This is a genomic window from Paucibacter sp. Y2R2-4 (assembly GCF_025717535.1).
Classification (GTDB): domain Bacteria; phylum Pseudomonadota; class Gammaproteobacteria; order Burkholderiales; family Burkholderiaceae_C; genus Paucibacter_A.
Map to the genome: position 1 here is coordinate 140,351 of NZ_JAJIRO010000001.1, position 18,107 is coordinate 158,457.

General features: G+C 61.6%; 18 protein-coding genes. 9 read left to right on the forward strand and 9 right to left on the reverse strand.

Annotated features, from left to right (window positions below; all coding sequences use genetic code 11):
• Positions 1-29: 29 nt before the first annotated feature.
• Positions 30-671: a DedA family protein gene (locus LNV06_RS00555; RefSeq protein ID WP_263536299.1), complete on the forward strand. Its 642-nt coding sequence runs from the start codon at positions 30-32 to the stop codon at positions 669-671.
• 33 nt (positions 672-704) lie between these two features.
• On the opposite strand, the gene LNV06_RS00560 is transcribed toward LNV06_RS00555, so the two are convergent.
• Entirely contained in the window at positions 705-2,102 is a 1,398-nt protein-coding gene (locus LNV06_RS00560) for an N-acetylmuramoyl-L-alanine amidase (protein ID WP_263536300.1), read from the reverse strand.
• Complete coding sequence (gene tsaE, locus LNV06_RS00565; protein ID WP_263536301.1) at positions 2,099-2,620, reverse strand: tRNA (adenosine(37)-N6)-threonylcarbamoyltransferase complex ATPase subunit type 1 TsaE; 522 nt, start codon at positions 2,618-2,620, stop codon at positions 2,099-2,101. The genes LNV06_RS00560 and tsaE overlap by 4 nt, the downstream gene beginning before the upstream one ends.
• Before the next feature lie 45 nt (positions 2,621-2,665).
• Here tsaE and queG point away from each other — a divergent pair, with 45 nt between their 5' ends.
• Positions 2,666-3,736 (forward strand): tRNA epoxyqueuosine(34) reductase QueG, encoded by a 1,071-nt coding sequence (gene queG / locus LNV06_RS00570; RefSeq protein WP_263537473.1) that lies wholly within the window; start codon positions 2,666-2,668, stop codon positions 3,734-3,736.
• A 13-nt stretch (positions 3,737-3,749) separates the two neighbouring features.
• Here the strand turns inward: queG and LNV06_RS00575 are convergent, their stop codons facing one another.
• Positions 3,750-4,661 carry an AEC family transporter gene (locus LNV06_RS00575; protein ID WP_263536302.1) on the reverse strand — a complete coding sequence of 304 codons (912 nt, stop codon included), beginning with the start codon at positions 4,659-4,661 and terminating at the stop codon, positions 3,750-3,752.
• A 203-nt stretch (positions 4,662-4,864) separates the two neighbouring features.
• On the opposite strand from LNV06_RS00575, the gene LNV06_RS00580 reads away from it, so the two are divergent.
• From LNV06_RS00580 to LNV06_RS00590, 3 genes are read left to right on the forward strand one after another with little or no spacing between them, the layout of a single operon-like run.
• Positions 4,865-5,842: a tripartite tricarboxylate transporter substrate binding protein BugE gene (locus tag LNV06_RS00580; protein ID WP_263536303.1), complete on the forward strand. Its 978-nt coding sequence runs from the start codon at positions 4,865-4,867 to the stop codon at positions 5,840-5,842.
• Complete coding sequence (gene xerD / locus LNV06_RS00585; protein ID WP_411970036.1) at positions 5,796-6,797, forward strand: site-specific tyrosine recombinase XerD; 1,002 nt, start codon at positions 5,796-5,798, stop codon at positions 6,795-6,797. Before LNV06_RS00580 ends, xerD begins: the two co-directional genes overlap by 47 nt.
• Positions 6,798-6,822: 25 nt before the next feature.
• Complete coding sequence (locus LNV06_RS00590) at positions 6,823-7,425, forward strand: MarC family protein (protein ID WP_263536305.1); 603 nt, start codon at positions 6,823-6,825, stop codon at positions 7,423-7,425.
• Positions 7,426-7,481: 56 nt separating this feature from the next.
• Here LNV06_RS00590 and LNV06_RS00595 read toward each other — a convergent pair whose 3' ends face one another.
• Positions 7,482-8,123 (reverse strand): Vat family streptogramin A O-acetyltransferase, encoded by a 642-nt coding sequence (locus LNV06_RS00595; RefSeq protein ID WP_263536306.1) that lies wholly within the window; start codon positions 8,121-8,123, stop codon positions 7,482-7,484.
• Positions 8,124-8,583: 460 nt separating this feature from the next.
• Between LNV06_RS00595 and aceA the strand changes: the two genes are divergently transcribed.
• Positions 8,584-9,882: an isocitrate lyase gene (gene aceA, locus LNV06_RS00600; protein ID WP_411970037.1), complete on the forward strand. Its 1,299-nt coding sequence runs from the start codon at positions 8,584-8,586 to the stop codon at positions 9,880-9,882.
• Positions 9,883-9,977: 95 nt separating this feature from the next.
• Here aceA and LNV06_RS00605 read toward each other — a convergent pair whose 3' ends face one another.
• The 3 genes from LNV06_RS00605 to gbd form a co-directional block, all read right to left on the reverse strand.
• Positions 9,978-10,517, reverse strand: coding sequence for a PEP-CTERM sorting domain-containing protein (locus tag LNV06_RS00605; RefSeq protein WP_263536307.1), 540 nt, complete (start codon positions 10,515-10,517; stop codon positions 9,978-9,980).
• Between the two features lie 297 nt (positions 10,518-10,814).
• Positions 10,815-12,527 (reverse strand): hypothetical protein, encoded by a 1,713-nt coding sequence (locus LNV06_RS00610; RefSeq protein ID WP_263536308.1) that lies wholly within the window; start codon positions 12,525-12,527, stop codon positions 10,815-10,817.
• Between the two features lie 178 nt (positions 12,528-12,705).
• Positions 12,706-13,854, reverse strand: coding sequence for a 4-hydroxybutyrate dehydrogenase (gene gbd / locus LNV06_RS00615; RefSeq protein WP_263536309.1), 1,149 nt, complete (start codon positions 13,852-13,854; stop codon positions 12,706-12,708).
• Between the two features lie 119 nt (positions 13,855-13,973).
• Between gbd and LNV06_RS00620 the strand changes: the two genes are divergently transcribed.
• Together LNV06_RS00620 and LNV06_RS00625 are read left to right on the forward strand one after the other, a co-directional pair.
• Positions 13,974-14,897, forward strand: a complete 924-nt coding sequence (locus LNV06_RS00620) for an alpha/beta hydrolase (RefSeq protein WP_263537475.1) — start codon at positions 13,974-13,976, stop codon at positions 14,895-14,897.
• A gap of 11 nt (positions 14,898-14,908) precedes the next feature.
• A complete protein-coding gene (locus tag LNV06_RS00625; protein ID WP_263536310.1) occupies positions 14,909-15,778 on the forward strand; it encodes a YbgC/FadM family acyl-CoA thioesterase in 870 nt (289 codons plus the stop codon).
• Here LNV06_RS00625 and LNV06_RS00630 read toward each other — a convergent pair.
• Both LNV06_RS00630 and ygfZ read right to left on the reverse strand, forming a co-directional pair.
• Positions 15,765-16,070 carry a DUF4936 family protein gene (locus tag LNV06_RS00630; protein WP_263536311.1) on the reverse strand — a complete coding sequence of 102 codons (306 nt, stop codon included), beginning with the start codon at positions 16,068-16,070 and terminating at the stop codon, positions 15,765-15,767. The two genes, LNV06_RS00625 and LNV06_RS00630, sit on opposite strands and share 14 nt — an antisense overlap.
• An 11-nt stretch (positions 16,071-16,081) precedes the next feature.
• Positions 16,082-17,023 carry a CAF17-like 4Fe-4S cluster assembly/insertion protein YgfZ gene (gene ygfZ / locus LNV06_RS00635; protein ID WP_263536312.1) on the reverse strand — a complete coding sequence of 314 codons (942 nt, stop codon included), beginning with the start codon at positions 17,021-17,023 and terminating at the stop codon, positions 16,082-16,084.
• 67 nt (positions 17,024-17,090) lie between these two features.
• Here ygfZ and mltG point away from each other — a divergent pair, with 67 nt between their 5' ends.
• Positions 17,091-18,095 (forward strand): endolytic transglycosylase MltG, encoded by a 1,005-nt coding sequence (gene mltG / locus LNV06_RS00640; protein WP_263536313.1) that lies wholly within the window; start codon positions 17,091-17,093, stop codon positions 18,093-18,095.
• Positions 18,096-18,107 lie beyond the last annotated feature (12 nt).

Genomic DNA, 18,107 nt, shown 5'->3' on the forward strand with positions numbered 1-18,107 from the left:
GTCATCATCTGCAGCCATAATCCGCCGCCATGGAACTTCTCACCTCCTTGATTGACTTCATCGTCCATGTGGACCGCCATTTGGCTGACTTCGTGGCGCTTTACGGCAACTGGATTTACGGCCTGCTGTTCTTGATCATTTTTGTCGAGACCGGCTTGGTGGTCATGCCCTTCTTGCCCGGCGACTCGCTGCTTTTCGTGGTGGGCGCCATGTGCGGCACCGGTTTGATGGACCTGGGCACCGCCATGGCGGTGATGTTGACCGCGGCAGTGGCCGGCAATCAGACCAATTACACGATTGGCCGCTTCTTTGGCCCCAAAGTGTTCCAGTGGGAGCACTCGCGCTTCTTCAACAAAGAAGCCTTCAATACGGCGCATGAGTTTTATGAGCGCCGAGGCGGCGTGGCCTTGATCATTGCCCGCTTCATGCCTTTTGCTCGCACTTTCGCGCCTTTTGTGGCCGGCGTGGCGCAGATGACGCGTCGCAAATTCACTTTCTACGATGTGGCCGGTGCGCTGCTCTGGATTGGTAGCGTGACGCTGGCGGGCTATGCCTTCGGCAATGTGCCCGCCGTCAAACACAATCTGGAGAAGATCATCTGGGCCATGATCATCATCCCCGGCTTGGTGATCATCATTGGCGGCATGCGCGGCAAAAAGAAGAGCGCCTAAGACGCTCCTCAGGCCAAGCTGCCCAGGCCGGCGTCAAGACAAAACGCGGTGGCGGGCCAGCGGCGGGTTCTTGGCAAAGTAACGGGCAATCCCCGTGGCCAAGGCCTCCACCAATTGCTGCTGGTAGTCGGGGTCGCGCAGCTTGGCTTCTTCCGCCGGGTTGGAGATAAAGGCCGTCTCCACCAGGATAGAAGGCACATCGGGCGCTTTAAGCACCGCAAATCCGGCCTGCTCGACTTGCTTTTTGTGAAGCTGACCGACGCGGCCGATCTGCCCCAGCACTTCCTTGCCCAGCTTCATGCTGTCTTTGATTTGGGCGGTGGTACTCATGTCCAGCATGGCCTTGAGCACGGTGGCATCTTTGACGACCATATTGTTGACCCCGCCCACCATATCGGCGGCATTTTCTTTATTGGCCATCCAGCGTGCGGCTGCACTGCTGGCGGCGCCGTCGCTGAGCGCAAACACTGAGGCGCCACGCGCGGCCGGGGTAAAGAAAGCATCCGCGTGGATGGACACGAACAGGTCGGCTTGCACCCGGCGTGCCTTGCGGACCCGTTCATGCAAGGGCACGAAGAAGTCAGCATCACGGGTCAACATGACGCGAATATTCGGATTGCTATTGAGCCGGTCGCGCAGTTTCAGCGCCACGGCCAGCACCACGTCTTTTTCCTTCAGGCCCGAGGGGCCGACCGCCCCGGGGTCTTCACCGCCATGGCCGGGGTCGAGCGCGATCACGATCAAGCGATCGAGCTTGGCTTGACTGAATTCTTTGTCATCTGGGCTTGTCGGAGCCGGGGGCAGGGTGGGGGCCGGGACGGGCGTTTGCACACTGCTGGCCGGCTTGGCCGCGGCGACCACTGCGGGCGTGGTGATCGGCGCTTTGCCGATGCGACCGATCAGTTCGCCCAGCGCATCTTGCACCGACTGCGCCGCGGCTTGCTCAGCGGCTTCTTTGTCCTTGACCAGGGCCAGCAAGGGGTCTTGCTCCTGCTTGGGATACAGGTCGAAGACCAAGCGGTTCTGGTAAGCCGCCACCGGCGCCAAGGTAAAGATCTGCGGCGCCACCGGCTGCTTCAAGTCCAGCACCAAGCGCACCACACGCGGTGTGTTCTGGCCGACCCGAACCCCGGCAATGTATGGGTCATCGGCTCGCACCTTGGCCAGCAACTCGCGCAAGCCTGGGCTGAGCTCCAGGCCTTCGACATCGATGACCAAGCGGTCTGGCCCCTCCACCAAAAAATGTTTGGCTTCCAGCGGCTTGTCTGACTCCAGCGTGACGCGGGTGTAGTCGCTTGCGGGCCAGACTCGCACCGCCAGGATGGTGCTGGATTTGGGCGCTGCGGCGGCAGACGCAGCCTGCGCCGGCTGCAAACGCAAGCTCAGCAGCAAGCCACCCATGGCGCCCAGCGCCTCGCGACGGCCCTTCATGCGCGGGCCTCCAGTCCTTGACCCAGTCCTTGCAAGAGAGACACGCCAAAGTCGCTGCCGGCACGCAAGTCGACCTCACGGCTGTCGTCTTCTTGCACCGTCAGCCAGATCTGCAAATCGGCGGGCGGCAACATGCCAGCCGCCTTGTCGGGCCATTCGCTGAGCTTCAGGCCAGGGGCGGCGAAGATGTCGCGAAAGCCGGCGTCTTCCCATTCGCGTGGATCGCTGAAACGGTAGAAATCAAAGTGACTGACTTCGCCGACCTGAGCAAAGTCGGGGCCGAGACCATAGCTCTCAAGCACCGCGTAGCTGGGGCTCTTGATTCGGCCGCTAACGCCCAGCGCACGCAGCAGATGGCGGGTCAGGCTGGTTTTGCCGGCGCCCAAGGGGCCGTGCAACTCGATGCTTGCATTGACCGGTGTGGCGCTGCGCTGCAAGCGTGCGGCCAGGCTTTGAGCGAAAGACTCGCAGGCCGCCTCGTCGGCCCATTGCAAATGGCGGGTTTCTAGAATGCGCAAATGACCCAGGCTCCACAAGACATCAAAAAACTCAGCCCAGAGGCAATGCAGGCGCTGGTGGAGCGGCTGCGCACTTGGGCGCGTGAGCTGGGATTCTCCCAGATCGGCGTGGCCGGTATTGACCTCAGCGAGGCCGAGCCCGGCTTGCAGGCTTGGCTGGCGGCCGGCTTTCACGGCAGCATGCACTATATGCAGGCGCATGGCATGAAGCGAGCCCGCCCGGCGGAGTTGGTGCCCGGGACTTTGCGCGTCATCACCGCCCGCATGGACTATCTGCCACGCACGAGCTCAATTGATTGGCAAGCCATGGAATGGCAAGGCTTGGCCGACCCGCAGCGCGCTCAGGTGTCGATGTACGCGCGTGGCCGGGACTATCACAAGGTCTTGCGCGCCCGCTTGCAAAAACTGGCCGAGCGCTTGGGCGAAGCGGTCGGGCCGCTCGGCCACCGCGTGTTTACCGACTCGGCCCCGGTGCTGGAGGTGGAGTTGGCTTCGCGCTCCGGCATAGGCTGGCGCGGCAAACACACGCTGACCCTGCACCGCGAGGCCGGCTCGATGTTTTTTCTGGGCGAGATCTATATCGACTTGGCCCTTCCGGTCAGCGAGCCCGTCACTGCGCATTGCGGCCAATGCAGTGCTTGCCTGGACGCCTGCCCAACCGGGGCCATTGTGGCGCCGCAGCGGGTCGACGCCAGGCGCTGCATTTCTTACCTCACGATAGAGCATGACGGGGCAATCCCGCTGGAGCTGCGCCCCCTGATGGGCAACCGCATCTACGGTTGTGACGATTGCCAGCTGATCTGTCCTTGGAACAAATTTGCGCAGAAGTCCACCGTGGTCGACTTTGACCCACGGCCCGACTTGAGTGCGCCGAGCTTGTTGCAGTTGTGGGCCTGGGATGAGGCCGAGTTCTTGCGCCGCACCGAGGGCTCTGCCATTCGGCGCATTGGTCATCAGCGCTGGCAGCGCAATCTGGCGGTGGCCAGTGGCAATGCCTTGGCAAAAAAAGAGGATCTGGCCTTGCGCGATGTGCTGATGAAGCTCTTGCCCACGGCCTCGGACTTGCTGGCGGAGCACCTGCACTGGGCGCTGGCGCAAACACCCGCGCCGCTTTGACTGCCATCGCGGGCTAGAGCCAGTTCAAAACCATCAGCCACAAGGGCAGGCTGAGCATGCCCAGCAAGGTCGACAGGGTCACCAGCCCCGCGACAAAGGGTCCGTTGCCACCCATGCGTACCGCCAGCACATAGGCGCTGGAGGCGGTGGGCAAGGCGGCAAACATCAAGAGCATGGCGCGCTGTTCAGCTTGCAGCTTCAAAATCTGCGCGATCAGCAAAGCCACCAGGGGCAGCACCAAGTGACGGATGGAAAGCAGCGCAGTGGCCAAGCCGGGGGCCTGTTTCAAAGCCCCAAAACGCAGGCCGGCGCCCACCGCCATCAAGCCCAGCGGCAGCGCCGCCAAGCCGATACGGTGCAAGGTGAGGGCGGCGGGTTCGGGCAGCCTCAAGCTTGCCAGATTGGCCAGCAGGCCGGCCACCGTGCTCAAAATCAAAGGATTGCGCGACAACTCGCGCCAGTAGCCATGGCCTCCGTGCCGAGCCAAGGGCCATACGGCCGCGACATTGCAGACGGGCACACAAAGTGCAATCAGCAATGCCACCCAAGCTACGCCTTGTGATCCTTGCAGACGTTCGGCCAGGGCCAAGGCGATGAAGGAATTGAAGCGAAACGCCACTTGCGCGCCCGAGGCATGCAATTGTCGCTGCGACTCGCCGCGCCAGGCGGGCAGCCAGCGCAGGGCATAGGCCAAGACCACGCCGCTGAGCACGGTAGCCAAGCCGCCCAGGGCCAGGCCCGCTGTGCTGCCCAACTGCAATGGCGTGCGCAAAATCGAGTTGAACAGCAGCACCGGGAACAGCAGGTAATAGACCAGGCGCTCGGCGGACTCCCAGACCGGGCGGTTCAGCGCGCTGTAGCGGCACAGCACAAAGCCGCAAAGAATCAGCAAGAAATCGGGGAGCAGCAAGAGGACGTCGGGCATGGTTCGAGTGTGCCTCGTCCGCCAAGGTCTCATTCGAAAAGCTGGTATTCGCGGTGCGAGCGGCGAACTTTTGCAGCCAGGCATGGCGAAGTCTCGGAAGCAGGGGCCAGCTTATGGCATGCTGCGCTCCGGTGTCCTTGAGCCGAGAGCCTGGATGTATCGGAGATGGAGACCTCGGCCAAACCAAGATCTGGAGCAAAGAGATGATTCGTCGTGAATGGATGGGGGCCCTGAGTGCCCTGGTTCTGAGCAGCCTGGCGGCACCCGCGGCCTGGGCGCAAAACTATCCCAATAAAACGGTCAAGTTGATCGTGCCTTTTGCCCCTGGAGGCACCACCGATATCGTGGCCCGCGTCTTGGCCGAGAAGCTGCATTTCGCGCTGGGCCAGCAGGTGCTGGTCGAAAACAAGGCCGGCGGCGGCGGCTCGGTCGGGGCCAACGAAATCGCCAAGTCGACGCCGGATGGCTACACCCTCGGCGTGGCCACCGTGTCCACCACCGCAGCCAACCCGGCCATCAACCCCAAGATTGCCTACAACCCGCTGACCGATTTCACCGCCATCACCAATGTAGCGGCCACGCCCAATGTGATCGCGGTGCACCCCTCGTTCCCGGCGCGTGACTACAAAGGTTTTATCGCTGAGCTGAAAAAGAACCCCGGCAAGTACAGCTTCGCCAGCTCGGGCACCGGCGGCATTGGCCATTTGCAGATGGAGTTGTACAAGAGCCTGACCGGCGTCTTTGTCACTCATATTCCCTACCGCGGCGCCGGCCCGGCCCTGAACGATACGGTGGCCGGCCAGGTGCCGATGATTTTTGACAATCTGCCCTCGGCGCTGCCCTTCATCAAAGATGGCCGCTTGATCCCCATCGTGGTGGCCGCGCCGCAGCGTTTGAGTCAGCTGCCGAATGTGCCGACCTTCAAGGAGCTGGATCTGGAGCCGGTGAACCGCATGGCCTATTACGGCATTCACGGCCCCAAGAATCTGCCCAAGGATGTGGTGGACAAGGTCTATGCCGCAGTCAAGAAAACAGCCGAACTGCCTGAGGTGAAGGCCCGCATCGAAGGCACGGGCTCGCTGCTGGTGCTGAACACGCCTGAGCAGTTCACCGCGCAGATCAAGAGCGAGTTTGATGTCTACAAGAAAGTCGTTGAACAGCAAAAGCTCAAGCTTGACTGAAGCGACGAAAGCAGGTGCTGATGCCGAGCCGGTGCTGGATGATGAAAGCGCCCGCCGGCTCAGCCTGCAAAGCCAGGCTGCGATAGAGAGCTTTGGCCAAGCCTTGTGGTTGGAAGACGGCTTGGCCGCCAACACGCTCGAGGCTTACCGCCGCGACCTGCGCTTGCTGGCCGACTGGTTGGCAACACACCCGAGGGTCAGCCTGGATGGCTGCAGCGAGCTTGATTTGCTGGCCTATGCCAGCGCTCGCCATGCCGGCAGCCGGGCGACCAGTTCGAACCGGCGCCTGAGCGTCTTCAAACGCTACTTCCGCTGGGCCCTGCGCGAACAGCGCATCACGCAAGACCCGACCCTCCGCTTGCAAAACGCGCGGCAGCCCTTGCGTGTGCCCAAGTTGCTGACTCAAGAGCAGGTGGAGGCCCTGCTGGCCGCCCCCGATGTGGGCAGTGCCCTGGGCCTGCGTGACCGGGCCATGTTGGAGCTGATGTATGCCAGCGGCTTGCGGGTGACGGAGTTGGTCACGCTCAATAGCGTGCATGTGGGCTTCAAAGAGGCCGTGCTGCGCATCACCGGCAAGGGCTCCAAGGAACGTCTGGTGCCTTTTGGTGAGGAAGCGCATGCCTGGCTGCTGCGCTACTTGCAGGAAGCGCGCGGGCAACTGCTCAAAGGCGTGGCCTGCAATGCGCTTTTTGTGACGGTGCGTGGTGAGGGCATGACTCGCCAGATGTTTTGGACTTTGGTGAAGAAATACGCCCAGCAGGCCGGTATTCACTCGCCCATTTCGCCGCACACCTTGCGGCATGCGTTTGCGACCCATTTGCTCAATCACGGCGCGGACCTGCGTGCCGTTCAGCTCCTGCTAGGACACGCCGATCTGTCCACCACGCAGATCTACACCCATGTGGCGCGCGAGCGGCTCAAAGCCATTCATGCGCAACATCATCCGCGCGGCTGAGCCGGCACACGCGACAATCACGCCCATGGACCACAGTTTTCTCTCCGCCTTCATCCTGCTCTTGCTGGTGCTTGACCCGCTGGGCAGCCTGCCGATTTTCATTTCCATCATGCGCGAGGTGCCCAAAGAGCGGCGCACGCGGGTGGCGGCGCGCGAGGTGGGCATTGCCTTTGCCGTGCTCTTCGCCTTTATGTTCTTGGGCGGCTCCTTCCTTGAGGTGATGCACCTGTCCGAACGCTCGCTGGAGGTGGCCGGCGGCGTGATTCTTTTGATCATTGCGATCAAGATGATTTTCGGCAGCTCGGGCGAATCGGCCTATGGCCTGGAGCCGGGCAAAGAGCCGTTCATCTTCCCCTTGGCCGTGCCCTTATTGGCGGGCCCTTCGGCCATGGCTACGGTCTTGCTATTGGCTTCACGTCAGCCCGAGCGCATCTTCGACTGGATTGGGGCCCTAACCGCTGCCATGCTGGTGTCGGGTTTCACCTTGCTTTTGGCCGACCGCATTCGCAAAATTCTCGGCGACTCGGTGGTCTCCGCCATCGAAAAGCTGATGGGTCTGGTGCTGACCGCGATTGCGGTGGAGATGGTGCTGGCCGGCCTGAAGCGTTATTTCGTCGGCGGGCTTTGATTCAGCAGCACTGAGCTAGGCACGGGGGGCGATAGGCCGATTCTCGGCCTCGCCCTCTAGCGCTTGATTGCGGCCTGCAGTGCCGCCAGGTCGCCGCCGGTGATCAGTTGTAGATTCGCGGTGATCAATTCGGCCGGCCAATCCCACCAAGCCAGCGCCTGCAACTGCTGGGCTATCTCGTCTGAGAAGCGCTGCTTGATCAACTGCGCCGGATTGCCTCCCACCACGGCATAGGCCGGCACGTCGCTGACCACCACCGATCGCGAGGCGATGATGGCGCCATCGCCGATCTTGACTCCCGGCATGATCAAGGCGTCATAGCCAATCCAGACGTCATTGCCGATTACCGTGTCGCCCTTGTAGGGCAAGTCGCCGGGCTGGGGAGCGGCAGTCTCCCAACCATTGCCGAAGATGAAGAAGGGGTAGGTCGAAAACCCCGAAGTCTTGTGGTTGGCGCCGTTCATGATGAACTTGACGCCGCGGGCGATGGCGCAAAACTTGCCGATGATCAGCTTGTCGCCAATAAAGGGGAAGTGATAGAGCACATTGCGCTCGAAGTTGCTCACGCCTTCCGGATCGTCGTAATAGCTGTAGTCGCCCACGATGATGTTGGGATTGTGGCTGAGCGCATTCTTCAAATACGCCACCTGCGGAAAGCCCGGCATGGGATGGAGGGTGCTGGGTTCGGGGCCTTGCATAGTGTTCTTTTCTCTTCTTTTGGCTTGGTGCTTCCCCACTATAGCGAGGGCGCCCAGACGCAATCGGGGGCTGCAGCTCTCGTCACGCTGGGTGATTCAATGGGGCGGCTATGGCGCTGCGCCGGGTCTGCTGCCCAGGGTAGTCTGCTGTAGCGGCCGGATCGCGTCATCGCGCATCAATTCGGGTCAGTTCTTGCTCAATTCACGATGCGAAACGGTGATTTCATATCGTGAACTTATCCGTTGCTGCGCCGCCGCATTTTTTCTCATCATGGTGAATGCAATTTCACATTCAGAAATTAAGTTTGTAAGTCATTGAATTTAAACCAAAAGATATTTAGTCTTATATAAGATACAAGTCTTCCGCTGCGACGGAAAGAGGAATAAATTTAGTTCCAAGCAAGACGCTTTTTCTTCTCTCTTCCTTCCTTTCTTCCCAACGTCTCAGCAGGAGCAAATCATGACGAACTTGACCCGTGAACAGCAAATCGCAGCCCTCGAAAAAGACTGGGCTGAGAACCCCCGTTGGAAGGGCATCACCCGCGGCTACACCGCTGCCGATGTGGTGCGTCTGCGCGGCTCGCTGGCCATCGAGCACACGCTGGCCAAGCGCGGCGCTGAAAAGCTCTGGGGCCTGGTCAACACCGAGCCCTTCGTCAACTCGCTGGGCGCGCTGACTGGCAACCAAGCCATGCAACAGGTCAAGGCTGGCCTGAAAGCCATCTATCTGTCCGGCTGGCAAGTTGCCGGTGATGCCAACAGCAATGGCGAGATGTACCCCGACCAGTCGCTGTACTCGGTGGACTCGGTGCCCAAGGTCGTCAAGAAGATCAACGCCACTTTCGCCCGCGCCGACCAAATCCAATGGTCCGAAGGCAAGAACGACATCGATTACTTCGCCCCCATCGTGGCCGATGCTGAAGCCGGCTTCGGCGGCGTGCTGAACGCCTTCGAGCTGATGAAGGCCATGATCGAAGCCGGCGCCGCAGGCGTTCACTTCGAAGACCAGTTGGCCGCCGCCAAGAAGTGCGGTCATATGGGCGGCAAGGTCTTGGTGCCCACCCGGGAAGCCGTGTCCAAGTTGGTCGCCGCACGTTTGGCTGCCGACGTCATGGGCACGCCCACCGTCTTGCTGGCCCGCACCGACGCCGAAGCCGGCGACCTGGTCACCAGCGATATCGACGACAACGACAAGCCTTTCTGCACCGGCGAGCGCACCGTCGAAGGCTTCTTCCGCACCCGCAATGGCATCGAGCAAGCCATCAGCCGCGGCCTGGCTTATGCACCCTACGCCGACATGATCTGGTGCGAAACCGGCAAGCCGGACCTGGCCTTCGCCAAGCAATTCGCTGACGCCATCCACGCCAAGTTCCCTGGCAAGCTGCTGGCCTACAACTGCTCGCCTTCCTTCAACTGGAAGAAGAACCTGGACGACGCCACCATCGCCAAGTTCCAGCGCGAGTTGGGCGCCATGGGCTACAAGTTCCAGTTCATCACGCTGGCCGGCTTCCACAGCCTGAACTACTCGATGTTCAACCTGGCCTATGGCTACGCTCGCAACAATATGAGCGCCTTCGTCGAGTTGCAAGAAGCTGAGTTCGCCGCTGCCGAGAAGGGCTTCACCGCTGTGAAGCATCAGCGCGAGGTCGGAACGGGTTACTTCGACGCCGTGACCACCACCATCGAGCGCGAAGCTTCCACTGCCGCCTTGAAAGGCTCCACCGAAGACGAGCAATTCTTCGAGGCCAAGCACGGCTGATTTACAGCCCGTCGCTGAAAAACAAAGCCCGGCAGATGCAGCATCTGCCGGGCTTTTTTCTTAGGCGGAGCCGCTGAAACCGGCTTGCCGCCAACTTAGGCGTGTTTGCGACGGCGCGCCGCAAATGCCACGACACCAAGGCCCAAAGCCATCAAGGCATAGCTTTCGGGCTCAGGGACTGCAGCGGTGATGACATTACCCACGCCGCTGATGCTGTTGGCATAAGCACCGGCATCAAAGTTCTCAAAACCTGTGGTCACCATGATGTAGGTCGTACCCACGCTCAAGTTCGCGCTGAAGCCGGAGGTGCCGATGACGCCTCCAAGATCGTCATTCCCAATCACGCCATTGCTCAGCGCATCGGCTGGATTGAAAACGTCTTTGTAGAGAAAGGTGAAATTGTCCCAGCCGGTCACCTTGCTGCTGAAGTCGTAAGCACCTGCGGCGTCCACGCTGAAGCTCAGCGTTTGGTAATGCACCGCCGTTCCGACAGCAGACAGTCCGCTGAATCCAGCGAGAGCACGGTGATAGGTCGGAGCTGCCGTGGTGTCGCCCGCGAAGTCGTAAGTTGCCGCTTGTGCGCCGCCAAAAAGTGCGAAGGCCGCTGCGGCGCTTGCCAGAGTACGAAAGATCATTGAAACATCCTCCTGGGTTCGTGGCGCATCTCGAGATTGAGTTTCTCCACGCAACGCTAATCTAGGCCCATAACGATTGAATTGCGCGCCATTTCCCACGAGCTAGGGGCATGACTTTCCCATCCCTTCATCGTGCCGTCATCTCGAATCTGTACCAGCACGGCACAGTGTCTGCTTATCGCCAGCCCCAGCGATTCCTGAGTACATACCGACCGGTTCAATCGGAATCGTGTTCGCCGTTCTGAGCGACAAAGCTCGCGCTCGTGCTCCTCTTGCCGAGACCGATCTTTGCTGCGCTTACCGCTGCAGGGCGGCATCGCGAGCGGCCTTGTTTGCTTCGCTGCTACTTGGCGCCTTGCGTGCTGCCCTTGCCGACGAATCAGAGCGGCCTGTCGGCAACTCTTGTACTGCTGCGATGGCCGGGACATTGGCCAGGACGTCCTGAGACGCTCTCAGATTCAGCGAGATAAGTGCATCAAAACCAAGAAAGGTCAAACCGTCGCCGATGTAGTACTTCGGTCCATCCAAAGTCGTAGCGTTCAGATCGATCAGGCCCTCGGGCAGATCGGGCAAGGTCACAAGACCCGTCGCATCGGACTGCGCCTTGAACCGGATCGGGCTGCCGAGCATGCTGGCCGTCAACACCACATCGGCCAGGCGCAAGCCGGGATTGGAGGGGGGCGCCATCAGTTGGACGCGCACCCTGTGGTCGGCCAAGTAGAAATTGACGCTGTCCTCATAAACATTCTCAGCAGCGTCCTCGCCGACGACCGTCAAGGTATGGAGACTGACGCCCGCATATAAAATGGCGACATAAAAGGCGGAAGGATCTGCAGCCACGGAACCGTCAGGCTGCACGCTGAACAGATCGGTGAGATTGACGAGGCTGCCCTTCCAGTCCAGCATCGTGACGGACGAGAGGTAGCTGAGCTTGATGCTCTGTTCGCGCGAGTCTTCAAAGCGCAGCGCGATGCGAGGCGCGCTGCGTGAGAGCATGCCTTGCTGCACGGCGTCGAGGCGTAGAAAGCCATCGGCAGGAACTTCCTTTCCACCGTCCATGACGACGGTTACCGGCATGCTCGCGCCAGGCACAAGATTCGCGATTTCGTTGCCGCCCTCGCCAGGGGACTTGCGCACTGAGATGTGGGACAGGCCGGCCTTGGTCAGCAAATCCAGGCGGCCTGCAGCGTCCGTCAAGCCGCGCAGCACATCGTTGATTAGCACTTGATAGCCAGCGCCTACGGGTGTTTGCCTAGCGCCCTGGCCATCCGCTCCGGCATAGACGGCCCGGATCTTGAGCGTGCCCGTCTGTCCGGCCAGCAAGCGTTCCCCATCAAGCACGAAGGTGATGGTCCCGATGTCCTTCGAGGGCGCCGTCAGGCGCAGCGTGGTCTGGGTACTGGCACCTGGTTTCAGGGTGCCTGCGGAGAGAGGCAGAACCAAGTAGTCGGCACCGGCCTCTTCTCCGCTGTTGAGTCGGCCGCGACTGTTGTACAAGGCGACGTCCACAGGCTGTACGCTTGCCAACGCGAGCTTGAGTGGCCCGAGCAAAGTGATCGTTGAGGTATTTTTGACCGTGACCCGTGCATCGAAGCTGTTGCTGACCGGGTTAAAGACGAGGTCGCCGCGGCTGATCTGCACGCTCGAAGTCAGATCCTCGGCCTGGGCTGCCGTGCCGCCTTGCAAGATGGCATAGGCGAGGAGGGCGAGGCAGGTGCGCAAGCCTTGCCTGGACAAACAGTGCGTAGGCGCTTTTGCTACAGGAATCAATGCCGCCGAAAGCGGAGCCATGGCTTTGGGTTCGGCTACAGCAGCTCCACACCCTTCATTGGCCGATTCGCAGCCTTGATGGCCCAGCTGATGCCACCGAAGAGCGCTGGACATAAAAGGCGCCAAGCCTGAAAAGCTTGCCCAACGCTGGATGCTCAGTCGCATTGGGTCTGCGAAGACTGAGAATGCGTCACGCAACAGAGCCGGCGCTTCAAGTCGGCGTGCAATCAAACGCTTCATCAATCCCCCTTCGCTGCGCTCGGCACAGAAATCAGGATGTGGGCAGGGCGAGCATAAGGCCTACTCGCATCGGCTACAGCGCCCCGGTCAACGGTAAATGTCGCTATAGCAGAGAAAGGCGCCCATCTTGCTCTCCTCGTTCAACTGCGTATGCAGTTTCCGGGATGCAGAACTGGCCTCATAGCGAGGCGTGCAGCATTTCCAAATAGTCCAGTGCCTGGGCTTGACGTGGGTTGCTGGCATGGCAATGGTCCTTCATCGCGCCCTCGATGACGCGATCAAACACCGCGGGGTCCACATCCATGGCGGCCAAACCCGCCGGCAGCCCGATGCGCTCGTTCATCTGAGTGATGGCCTCGGCGATCTGGGTGCCCAGGCCGTCGCAGCCGGGCAGGCCCATGGCCTGAGCCATGCGAGCCAGTTTTTGCTCCCGCAACATGCCTGGCGCTTTGGCGTTAAAGCGGATCACGGCCGGCAGCAAGACGGCATTCAAGGTGCCATGGTGCAAGCGCGGATCGACGCCGCCCAGCGCATGGCTGAGCGAATGCACGCAGCCCAGGCCTTTTTGAAAGGCGAGGGCGCCTTGCATGCTGCAACTCATCATCTGCCAGCGGGCTTCGCGATCACGGCCATCGCGCACCACCCGCTCGAGATGCGCCCAACCACGGCGCAAGCCCTCCAGTGCAATGCCATCGGCCGGGGGGTTGACGGCATTGGACATGAAGGTCTCCATGCAATGGGCGATGGCGTCCATGCCGGTAGCAGCGCTCAAGCCCGGCGGCAAACCCAAGGTCAAATCGGGGTCGCAAATCGCCGCCTTGGGCAGCAGGGCCCAGTGGTGAAAACCGAGCTTGCGGCCATCATCCACGATCAGCAGGGCGCCACGGGCCACCTCGCTGCCGGTGCCCGCTGTGGTTGGTACCGCGATCACAGGCAGCAACTTAGCGCCAATGCGCGCGCTGCCGCCTTCGATGGTGGCCAGTTGGCTCAAGGGGCCTTCGTGGTGGGCCGCCAGGGCCACGCCCTTGGCCAGATCCATGCTGGAGCCGCCGCCAATGGCCACCAGGCCATCGCAATGCCCCATATGCAGCAGTTTGACGGCCCAGCGCACGGCCGCTTCGGTCGGGTTGGCGGGCGTTTGGTCAAACACCGGCGGCGCCTCCTCACCCCAAGCGGACAGGGCCTGAGTCAGCACGCCAGCGGCGCGAATGCCGGCGTCGGTCACCACCAAGGGCCGCAAGATGCCGGCCTGCGCGCAGATCTGCGGCAATTGCGAAACCGCACCGAAGTCAAAGTGGATCTGAGTCAGGTACTGAATCAAGGCCATGCTGAATTCCTTCGAGATGGGACAATCGCGGGTTCTTGGGCTCGGTTCGGCTGACTTTGGCCCGCCCCCAAGCCTAAACCCTGGAGTATTTGTTGAGTAGCACCTTGTTGACACCGAAGATGGCGGGCGTCTTGAGCCGCATCCATCGGGCGAATCGGCCGGCTTTTCATAGCCTGAGCCCCAAACAGGCGCGCATTGGCTATCTGATGGGCGCAGAAATCCTGGATCTTCCGCGTGCGCCCTTGCCCCGTGTCGACAATCTGCAGGTGCCCGGCGCCGAGGGGCCGCTGGCCGCCCGGCTGTACGCGCCCAGCGAGGCCGAAGGTCTGCCGGTGCTGCTGTATTTTCACGGCGGCGGTTTCACGATTGGCAGCATTGACACGCATGACAGCCTGTGTCGGCAACTGGCCTTGCGCAGCGGTGCGGCCGTTTTGTCGCTGAATTACCGACTGGCGCCCGAACACCGTTTCCCTGCGGCTGTTGACGATTGCTGGGCGGTGTTGGCCTGGTTGGTCAAAGCTGCATCCAGTTTGGGCCTGGACGGTTCTCGAATTGCTGTGGGCGGTGACAGTGCCGGAGGCACCTTGGCGGCGGTGTCCGCCTTGCACGCGCGCGGTATGGGCTTGAAGCTGGCTTTGCAACTCTTGATTACCCCGGGCACCACCGCCCATGCGGATACCCCCTCGCACAAGCTGTTTGCCAATGGTTTTTTGCTGGACGCAGCCTCCATTGATTGGTTCTTCAATCACTACATCGACGGCCATCACAAGCGCGATTGGCGCTTTGCACCGCTGGAAGCCGAAGACCACAGCGGCTTGGCGCCGGCCTGCGTGGTCTTGGCCGAATGCGACCCGCTGGTGGACGAAGGCATTGCCTATGCGGATCGGCTGCGGGCCAATGGTGGCCAGGTGCAGCTGGAGTTGTACCGCGGCGTCACCCATGACTTCATCAAGATGGGCCGTGCCATCCCCGAGGCCTTGAGCGCGCTCGAGGTCTGCGGCCAAGCCATTCAACAAGCTTTTCAAACAAGCGCTCAGCCCTGAGGCCTCAAACCATGACGACTTCACTCAAGCCTGCTGACTTCCGATGCACCGAGCGCCTGCGGGTGCGCTGGTCCGAAATAGACGCGCAGCAAATCGTCTTCAACGGCCACTACCTGAACTACATCGACAGCGCCGTCAGCGCTTATTGGCGCGCCTTGGCCTTGCCCTATATGGACACCATGCAGGCCTTGGGGGGCGATCTCTATGTTCGAAAGGCCAGCCTCGACTACCAGGGCTCGGCCCGCTTTGATGATCAGCTCGACATCGGGATTCGTTGCAAACACATCGGCAACAGTTCCATGCAGATTGACGCCGCAGTGTTCCGCGGTACCGACCTGCTGGTGCAAGGCGAGTTGGTCTATGTGTTTGCCGATGCCCAGACGCAGAGCCCCAAGCCGGTGCCGGCCGAGTTGCGCGCGGTGATTGAAGCCTTTGAGGCCGGGCAGAACATCGTCGATGTGCGTCTGGGAGACTGGGCCGAACTCGGCGCGCATGCCGGCAAGATCCGCCAAACCGTGTTTGTCGAAGAGCAAAAAATCCCCGCCGAGATGGAGTGGGATGCGGGCGACGCCGGCTGCCTGCATGCGGTGGCGTTCAATCGCATGGGACAGGCGCTCGCCACGGGCCGCTTGCTGCCGCATGTACCGGGCGTGGCCAAAATCGGTCGCATGGCCGTCTTGCGCTCCATGCGCGGCGGGCGGGTTGGGCGCCAAGTTCTCGAGGCCTTGATGCAGGCAGCGCGACAACAGGGCTATCGCGAGGTCTTGCTTCATGCCCAGATGTCAGCCGCTGCCTTCTACACCCGCTCAGGCTTTGTTCAGCGCGGCCCGGTGTTCGAGGAGGCCGGCATCGGTCATGTGGAGATGGTCAGGGTGCTGTGAGCTGTGGGCCAGGCAGCGGCCGAAATCGCTCGAGATGGCGTGCGCCTTGGATGAAAGGGCGCAAAGCCTCAGCAACTTGCGCCTCCAGGGCAGCGATCGCGGCGGGCGGGCCGCGGTAGATCTCCATCCAGGTCAGCAGGGCCTCATGCGCATCCTCGCGCTGGCGAAGTTCCACTTGAAGCTCGGTCTGGCCTTGACTGGCCAGCGCGAAAGCCCGCTGCGCAGGCTGAGCCTGAGCAGGCTCCAGCTTGTAATAGACGTAGAGCTCCAGCCCGTTTGAATGTCCCGTCACTGCCGTTTCACTCACTGGGCTTCTGTTAGGGCATAAGGCAAGGGCAGCGGCTGCAGCAGCGGGCCATCAACGCTGCCGAGGTGCAAGCTGCCGGAGTCCAGGGCGGCAATCTTGGTCTCAGCCAGAATCAGGCTGCGGCCGTCCTTGCTGGCGGCGTTGGCCACCAGGCCCGCGGGCTGGCCCGGGTCTTCGCTGTGGAAGATCTCTTGACCCGGCAAGGCCTGACCCTGCAGCGCAAACAAGAAGGTGCGGCGCTTCAGGGTGCCGCGGTACTGACTGCGTGCCACCACCTCTTGGCCCGGATAGCAGCCCTTTTTGAAGTTGACGCCGCCCAGCAATTCCAGATTCAGCATCTGCGGCACAAACTGCTCGGTGGTGGCACTGCGCACCCAGGCCAGGCCGCTTTGCAAGTCTAGCCATTGCCAGTCGCTCTCGGCCAGAACCGGCAGAGCTGGGGCTGCGGCATCCTGCGCTTGCACCAACAAAAAGCGCGCTTGACCGGCAGCCTCGGGCAGGGCAATCACGGTGGCGCCGTTCTTCTGGCTCAAGGTCCATGGGCTGTTTGGCACTGCTTCGACCAGCGTTTGAGCGGCGTCCGCCCCCACCAAGCCCCAAAGCTGCAACTCGGCCGAGGCATCGCTGAGCTTGCATTTGGCGCGCAGCACAAACATGGACAGGCGCTTCAGAATCGCCGGCAAGAGCTCGGTCGGCAGGGCGAGCAAGACCTCATGCTCGCTGGGCTTCCAACCAATCATGGTGGCCAGCAAGCGGCCCTTGGCTGAGCAAAAGCCGGCCAGGCGTGCTTCGTTCAGGCCCAGCAAGGCAAAGTCTTGCGTCAATTGACTGTGCAAAAACTTGGCGGCGTCTTCGCCTGCGGCTCGGATCAATCCCCAATCGCTCAGGCGCGCAGCGCCGCTCAAGGGTGCGGTGTTCAATGAGTTCAAGCTGTTCATAGGCACGATTATCATCAGCCCCCGAATCTGGGCGTGAACCCAAGGGCATTGAAGGGCTGGGCTGACGATGAAATTTCTCAAACGGCTGTCATGGCTGATGACGCTGTTCTTATTGCTCTGCGCTGCGGGGGCGGCGGGCTGGGGCTGGTGGTGGCTGCAAGCGCCTTTGAGCTTGAACGCGCCCTCGGTGGAGTTGTCCATCGAATCTGGCAGTTCGCCGCGCGAGGTGGCCCAGGCCTGGGCCAATGCGGGTGTGCAAGACGATGCCCGGCTGCTGTATCAGTGGTTCCGCTGGTCGGGTCAGGCACGGCAGATCCGTGCCGGCAGCTACGAGATTCACCGCGGTGACACGCCGCGTGATCTGCTCGGCAAGATGGTGCGCGGCGACGAGGTGCTGGAGCAGCTGCGCCTGATCGAAGGCTGGAGCTTCCGCCAGATGCGCTCCGCTTTGGCCAAGAGCCCGGCATTGAAGCAAACCACAGCAGGCTTGAGTGAGGCGGAATTGATGACCTTGCTGGGCGCGCCGGGCCAGGCGGCTGAAGGGCGCTTCTTCCCCGACACCTATGCCTACAGCCGCGGCGTCAGCGACATCACCGTGCTCAAGCGCGCCTACCGTGCGATGCAAAAACGGCTGGATACGGCCTGGGCCGGGCGCAGCGAGGGTCTGCCGCTGAAGAGCCCAGACGAAGCTTTGATCTTGGCCTCCATCATCGAAAAAGAAACCGGCACTGCGGCCGACCGCAGCCTGGTGTCGGCCGTCTTCATCAACCGTCTGCGCATCGGCATGCCTTTGCAGACTGACCCGACGGTGATCTACGGCCTGGGTGAGCGCTTCGACGGAAATCTGCGCAAGCGCGATTTGCAGACCGACACGCCCTTCAACACTTACACCCGCGGCGGCCTGCCGCCCACGCCGATTGCCATGCCGGGCAATGCCTCTTTGCTGGCGGCCTTGCACCCGGCGCGCAGCCGTGCCTTGTACTTTGTGGCGCGCGGCGACGGTTCCAGCGAGTTCAGTGAAGACTTGGCCGCGCATAATCGCGCCGTCAACAAATACCAGCGCGGCCGCTGAGGCCGCCATCGA